This window comes from Dyella sp. EPa41 (genome assembly GCF_016586165.1).
Lineage (GTDB): Bacteria > Pseudomonadota > Gammaproteobacteria > Xanthomonadales > Rhodanobacteraceae > Dyella.
Map to the genome: position 1 here is coordinate 1 of NZ_BCPR01000127.1, position 6,532 is coordinate 6,532.

The 6,532-nt window shown below is 66.4% G+C and carries 7 protein-coding genes; 4 read left to right on the forward strand and 3 right to left on the reverse strand.

The window, feature by feature from the left end; genetic code table 11:
• Positions 1-221, reverse strand: a 221-nt coding sequence (locus JMF82_RS21360) for a response regulator (RefSeq protein WP_201316542.1), incomplete at its 3' end; no start/stop codon positions are given.
• 164 nt (positions 222-385) lie between these two features.
• On the opposite strand from JMF82_RS21360, the gene JMF82_RS21365 reads away from it, so the two are divergent.
• Positions 386-991, forward strand: coding sequence for a hypothetical protein (locus tag JMF82_RS21365; protein WP_201316543.1), 606 nt, complete (start codon positions 386-388; stop codon positions 989-991).
• 26 nt (positions 992-1,017) lie between these two features.
• On the forward strand, positions 1,018-1,842 hold the full coding sequence (locus tag JMF82_RS21370) for an alpha/beta hydrolase (RefSeq protein ID WP_201316544.1): 825 nt from the start codon (positions 1,018-1,020) through the stop codon (positions 1,840-1,842).
• Between the two features lie 39 nt (positions 1,843-1,881).
• On the opposite strand, the gene JMF82_RS21375 is transcribed toward JMF82_RS21370, so the two are convergent.
• Both JMF82_RS21375 and JMF82_RS21380 read right to left on the reverse strand, forming a co-directional pair.
• Entirely contained in the window at positions 1,882-2,295 is a 414-nt protein-coding gene (locus JMF82_RS21375) for a DoxX family protein (protein WP_201316545.1), read from the reverse strand.
• 138 nt (positions 2,296-2,433) lie between these two features.
• Positions 2,434-3,249: an SDR family oxidoreductase gene (locus JMF82_RS21380; protein WP_201316546.1), complete on the reverse strand. Its 816-nt coding sequence runs from the start codon at positions 3,247-3,249 to the stop codon at positions 2,434-2,436.
• A 181-nt stretch (positions 3,250-3,430) separates the two neighbouring features.
• On the opposite strand from JMF82_RS21380, the gene JMF82_RS21385 reads away from it, so the two are divergent.
• Positions 3,431-5,194: a mechanosensitive ion channel family protein gene (locus JMF82_RS21385; RefSeq protein ID WP_201316547.1), complete on the forward strand. Its 1,764-nt coding sequence runs from the start codon at positions 3,431-3,433 to the stop codon at positions 5,192-5,194.
• 54 nt (positions 5,195-5,248) lie between these two features.
• Complete coding sequence (locus JMF82_RS21390; protein WP_201316548.1) at positions 5,249-5,866, forward strand: hypothetical protein; 618 nt, start codon at positions 5,249-5,251, stop codon at positions 5,864-5,866.
• Positions 5,867-6,532: the final 666 nt, after the last annotated feature.

Genomic DNA, 6,532 nt, shown 5'->3' on the forward strand with positions numbered 1-6,532 from the left:
CCACGCAGGCGCCGGCAGATCGCCAGGCCATCCTCGCCGGGCAGCATCAGGTCGAGCACGATCAGGTCGATATGCCGCCGCGTGAGTTCGCGATCCATCTCGCGTCCGTCGCCCGCCAGGCATACCTGGAAACCCTGCTGTTCGAGGTAACGTTGCAGCAGGTCGCGCAGGCGGCGGTCGTCGTCCACGATCAGGACATGCGGGGAGGAAGTCGTGGTCATGGCGCCATTCTGCCGCGTGGCAGGAAAGGGGTTGTAACAGGATGTTTCCGGACCGGTCGTTGGCAACATCCGTTTTCACTCCTTAGCGCCAGGGATACGCCTGCGGGGCGCCGGCGCCTCAGCATGCCGGCTGTCAGCCGCTTGAACGCACCGAGGAGGAAAACGTGAACATGCCCGTGACAGCCGTTGGTCTCACCCTCACCCTTGCCCTGGGGGCGGCGATGCCCGCCGCGGCCGCAGGGCGTTCCGAAGCGCGAAACCTGTGGGCGCAGGCGAACACCACTGCGGTAGCGGGCAGCCACCGGGCGGCCTTCCGTGGTCCGCGCGGCACCGCCGGCATTCACGGTCGCCGCACCGTCGCCGATGGCCAGGGCGATGCCGCCACCGCCAGCGCCGGTGCGTGGCGAGGCCCGCACGGCGGGGCTGCGGCACGTGGGGGCGAAACCAGCCGTTCCAGCGACGGCTCCTGGCAGCATCAGTCCGGTTTCGCCGCGCGGGGTGCCGAAGGCGACAGCGTCTCCAGTCATGGCAGTGCCAGCGGTGACGGCAACGGCCACGCCAGCTTCGCCCGAGAGACCGACGCCCATGGCGTTCGCGGCAGCTATGCCGGCAGCACGACCGGCGCGAGCGGACAGGGCCTGACGCACACATCGCAGCTCACCGGCGCCGACGGCCGGTCTTACCTGGGCGAAACGTCGATCAGCAAGAGTGGCATCACGCATACGGGTTCGTGCTCGAATGCCGCTGGGCAGGCGGTGTCCTGCCCATGAACGGTCATCGCATAGGCAGGGCTTGCATGAAAAGCTGGCGTTGTCCGGGGTGGCTGCTGTGCCTGCTGGTGTGTGCCGCGCCGGCACGCGCGTCGGAGGTGCTGCATGACCTTCCCTATGGCCAGGCGCATGCCCAGCGTCTGGACGTCTATCGGCCCGAACATGCGCGCGACGCGCCCATCATCGTGATGGTCCACGGCGGGGCGTGGATGTTCGGCGACAAGGCCAACGGCGCGGTGGTTCAGCCCAAGGCCGCCCATTGGGCATCGGCGGGCTACGTGTTCGTGTCGGTGGACAACCGTTTGTGGCCCGAGGCCGGTCCGCTCGATCAGGCGAAAGATGTTGCGAGCGCGCTGGCCTATGTGCAGCGGCATGCCCGCGAGTGGGGCGGCGATCCCGCTCGCGTCGTATTGATGGGGCATTCGGCGGGTGCGCATCTGGTGGCGTTGCTGGACGCTTCGCCCGACCTCGCCAAAGGGCAGGGTGCGCGACGCTGGCTCGGCACCGTGTCGCTCGATGCCGGCGCGATCGATGTGCCTGCCTTGATGGCCGCGCCGCATGCCAACTTCTACGATCGCGTGTTCGGTCACGATCCGGGCTACTGGCGCAGCGTCTCGCCACTCGACCAGCTCAGCCGCGCCGCGCCGCCCGTGCTGCTGGTGTGCTCGTCGCGGCGGGTGGCCTCGTGCCCGCACAACCAGGCCTTCGCGCAGCGTGCGAAGGCACTGGGCGTGCAGGCAAGCGTGCTCGAGTTGCCGCTCAGCCACGGCGACATCAACGCGACGCTGGGCGCCCCAGGCGATTACACGGCCAGCGTCGATGCGTTCCTGCATGGCCTGGGGTTGCCGTGAATCACGCAACGGCGCGGCCATGCGCGCCGTTGCCGACGTCTATCTTCCGTCCAGCGAATAGCGGCCCGGCCCTGTGATGCACAACAGCAACAGGCCACCGGCAATGCCCACGTTCTTGTAGAAATTGATCATCGCTTCGATGCGATCCGGATCGACCATGTGCCAGAACTGGTGCCCGATCACCGCGGCGCCCAGCGTATACAGCCCCAGCAACAGGGCCAGTGGCCGCGTGTAGAAGCCGATCACGATCGCCAGCCCCACGAACAGCTCCATGATCACGGTGACGGCGGCGGTCAACGTGGGAAGTGGCAGGCCCACCGAATCCATGTAGGTGACGGTGGCGCCGAACCCGAGCAACTTCCCCCAACCGAAGATCACGAACAGGACCATCAGCAGGATGCGTGCGAGGAGAATCATGCCGTCCCTGCTGCCTTCCAGTAACGTGTATCGCATGGTCTTTCTCCCATGTCTTTGCTTGGTGCGCGCAGGCGTTCCGCCCGCATCGACCGCCGCCGCCGGGCGGCGGTCAAGCACACTATATGCCTCTGGAAGCGCGCCGGTGATACCGATTTGTGTAGCCGCCCAGGTGGCTCAGGCGTCTTCGGGGATGTCGCTCTTGTAGCGGTCGGCGGCCTGGCTGCGTGAAAGCTCGGGCAACAGGCGTCGTCGCGCGTCTTCGTACTGGTTCCACTCCTCGCCGTCGGGCAGCGAGGGAATGGTGACGACCTCGCCCATGTCGTAGCCCGCCAGTGCCGCGTCGACCATCTCGTCCACCTCCATGATCATGTGCTGCGGGAAGCCGCCGAGATCCTTGCCTGCGCGCTCCCAGATGGCCGTGCGGGTGATGCCGGGCAGCACGACCTGCACCTGCACGCCGCGGCCATTCACTTCCTTGTGCAGCGACAGCGTATAGCTGAGCAGATAGCTCTTGGTGGCCGCATAGGCGCCAGGGGACAACTCCGGCGCGATGGCCAGCGCCGAGGCGATGTTGATGATGCTTCCGCGGCCGCGTGCAAGCAGCCGGGGAAAGAGCGCGCCCGTCAGCCGCGTGGGCGCGACGACATTGAGCTCGACCATCGCCTCGATGTCGTCGAGCTGCGCGTCGGCGACCCCGCCGGGAACCGATGAGCCCGCGTTGTTCACCAGCACGCCGATCGATTCGTCTTCGCGCAACCGCCGCTCCACCTCGGCGCGCTGGTGCGGCGAGGTGAGGTCGGCGGGCAACACGTCGACCTTCACGTGGTACTCACGCGACAGGCGTTCGGCCAGCGCGTCGAGCCGTTCCCGGTGGCGCGCCACCAGCACCAATGGATGGCCGCGCGCGGCGAGGCGGTCGGCATACGTGGCGCCGATGCCGGTGGAAGCGCCGGTAACCAGCGCGGTATCGAGGGTTTCGACGGGCAGCATGGGAGTTTCCTTGGCGAGCGGTCAGCCGGCTTGGAGCCATGCACCTTAGTCCTCCCTTCGGCGACTGTCATGCCCGATGTGCGGCACCGCCGGCGAAAGGGTTCAATTCGGTAGAACTACGTAGCCCCGTTGGGTGGTTTTACGCTCGTGGCGGGCCGCGTACTGGTTGAACATGATTGGCATGACCAGCCTGGCTTCATACCGCGGCGGCAGGAACCGCACCCCAGCGCGTCGCGCGCCATGGGTGGACGCGCCCCGTTGGCTGGCCGTGCTGCTGGTGCTGATCGCCGTGATGCCCGGCCGGGCCGCGTGGGCAGATGAACCACCGCAGGCGCCCGCGCCCAGTACATCGACATCGCTGGCGGGGGATCACGAAGGCGCGCCGGTCGTCGTGTGGAACCGCACCGTGGTCACACTGTATGCGCCCTACCATGGCATGACGGCCGAAGAGCGTGCGCACGCGGCGAGCGCGCGCATCGAGGAAGCGCTCGACACGTTGAAAGCCAACGCGCTTTCCGTGTCATGGATCGAGGCCGGCGGCGAGAAGGGGGCGGCGCTGCGCGCCGGCAACCTGGTGCTGTTCGGCGTCTTGCCCGGCGATGTCGGTACCGACGACCGCGCCGCCATCGAGGGCGCGGCAAGCCGCAGCGCGGACGTTCTGCGCGACATCATCCGCGAGCGGGAAACGGCGCGACAGCCACGCCTGCTGCTGGTCGGCGTGTTGTACAGCGTGCTGGCCACGGTGATCCTGATCGTCCTGTGCTGGGCGTTGATCCGCCTGGATCGCTTCGTGCAGCGCAAGCTCATTGCGGTCACCCAGGCGAGGCTGCGCCTGGATGTCGCCGGTTTCGACCTGCGCCCCATGATGTGGACGCTGGTGCGGCGTGGCGTGTCGCTGGTGCGACTGGCGCTGACGCTGTTCATCGGCTACCTGTGGTTGAGCTTCGTGCTGAAGCGGTTTCCATATAGCCATCCGTGGGGTTCGCGGCTGGGCGATTACCTGATGCAGATCGGCCTGCAACTGATGACGGGGTTGGTCAACCAGTTGCCCAACCTGCTCACGCTCATCGTCATCTTCCTGGTCACCCGTGGCGTGACGCGCCTCATCGCCGCCTGGTTCCAGGCCGTGGAGGAAGGGGCCGTGCAGGTGGGCTGGCTGGAGGCGCCGACGGCCCGCGTCACCAGCCGCCTGGTGTCGATGCTGGTATGGCTGTTCGCGTTGATCGTGGCCTATCCGTACATTCCCGGCGCAGGCACCGATGCGTTCAAGGGCGTGTCGGTATTCCTCGGCCTGATGCTTTCGCTGGGGTCGGCGGGCATCGTCAACCAGGTGATGAGCGGGCTGGTCGTGTTGTATTCGCGCGCCGTGCGCGTGGGCGATTTCGTGCGCGTGGGTGACCACGAGGGCATGGTGGTGGAAATGGGTGCGCTGTCGATGAAGCTGGTGACGCGCAAGCGCGAGGAAATCACCGTGCCGAACTCGGTGCTTTCTTCCACCTCCATGCGCAACTTTACGCGCCAGTCCCGCGACACCGGGCTATTGATCACCACCTCCGTCACCATCGGCTACGACACGCCGTGGCGCCAGGTCGTGGCGATGCTGGAACAGGCCGCGTCAAGGACCGACGGCCTGCAAGCGGAGCCGCGCCCGTTCGTGCTGCAGACGGCTCTGTCGGATTTCTACATCGAGTACCAGCTCAATGTGGCGATCCAGCGGCCTGCCAGCTACGTGATGATCCTGTCGGAACTCAACCGCAACATCGTCGATATCTTCAACGAGTTCGGCGTGCAGATCATGTCTCCGCACTTCGAGGAACAGCCGAAGGAGAAGGTGTGGGTGCCGCACGAGCAGTGGTACGCCGCCCCGGCTTCCAGGGACCGCAAGCCGATGCCGCCGCCAGGGGCGACGGCATCGCCTATTCCCGACGGAAAGCCGCCCGTCTGAGGGTTGCGGCTGCGCATAACCGAATCAGTCGAGTCAGCCAGGAGGAGGTGTGAGATGAACCAACGGTATCAGTTCCGCAGGATCGCCCTGGGGTTTGCGCTGGCCACGGCGATCCCGGCCTATGCGCTTGCCCAGCAGGCCACCGAGGAGGCGGCCGTCACCAGCACGGCGCACGAACTCAAGCGCGAGGAATCCACCTTGACCGCCACGGTGGTCAGCGTGGACCAGGAGAATCGCGAGGTCGTGCTGAAGGGCCCGAAGGGCAACGAAGAGACCGTCAAGGCTGGTCCTGAGATCAAGAATCTCGACCAGCTGCACGCAGGCGACATCGTCACGGCCAAATACGAGCGCGCCGTTGCGCTGGAACTGCTCCCCGCCGACAGCGCGGAAGCGGGCATGGAATACCAGAACGGCATGAAGACGGCGGAAAAGGGCGCAACGCCCGGTGGCACGGCCGATCAGTCCGTCTCGGTGACATCCAAGCTCACGGCGGTGGACCTGAAGAACCACACGGTGACGCTGACCGGTGCGGACGGCAAGTCGCGCGTCATCGAAGTGAAGGACCCCAAGCGCCAGGCCAAGATGAAAGAACTGAAGGTCGGCCAGATGGTGCGCATCACCTACGTCGAGGCGCTGGCGATCAGTGTCACGAAGGGCAAGGCGAAGAAGTGAGCGAGGTATCGGTCGCGAGGCCAAGCGCCTCGCGGCTGACCGATGGCAGCTGTGTGGCGGCCGCTGTGGCCCGAGTCACTTTCTCTTCGCGTGGTATTCCCTTGTAGGAGCGCACCTAGTGCGCGACCGCCTTTCGCGCCGGTCTGCATGTTCGTCTTTCGATAGACAAAGATTGTCGATGTTTCGGTTGCATTCTTCCTTATCGCGGCTTGGCTCGCCTGCGGCGGGCTTCCGTCCTCCTGCCGGAGGCCGGGTCACTTTCTCTTGCTTGCCCAAGAGAAAGTAACCAAAGAGAACGGCACCCCGCGTGGCGCTGGCCGGGCTTTGCCCAGCCAGTCCGTGAGGGGCGGCCGGGCTTTTCGACCGGGCTCCTGCCCGGACGAAAAGTGCCCGACGTCCTGTCGGGCACCCCTGCGGGGCCTGCTCGCCCACCCCTCACCGCCCCACAGGGGACGGGTTGAAGGCTCGTGCCGCTGCGCGGCACATCGCATCGAGAACATCGTGACCGCCGCCTATCCATTTGTAGGAGCGCACCCAGTGCGCGACAGCCTTTCGCGTCGGTTTGCATGGTTCGCTCTTCCGGCAATGTCGTTTCAGGCGATTGCTGTGTTTCGGCGACCTTGCTCGCCTGCCGCGGGCTTCCGAGCCGCTGCCGCGGCCCGGGTC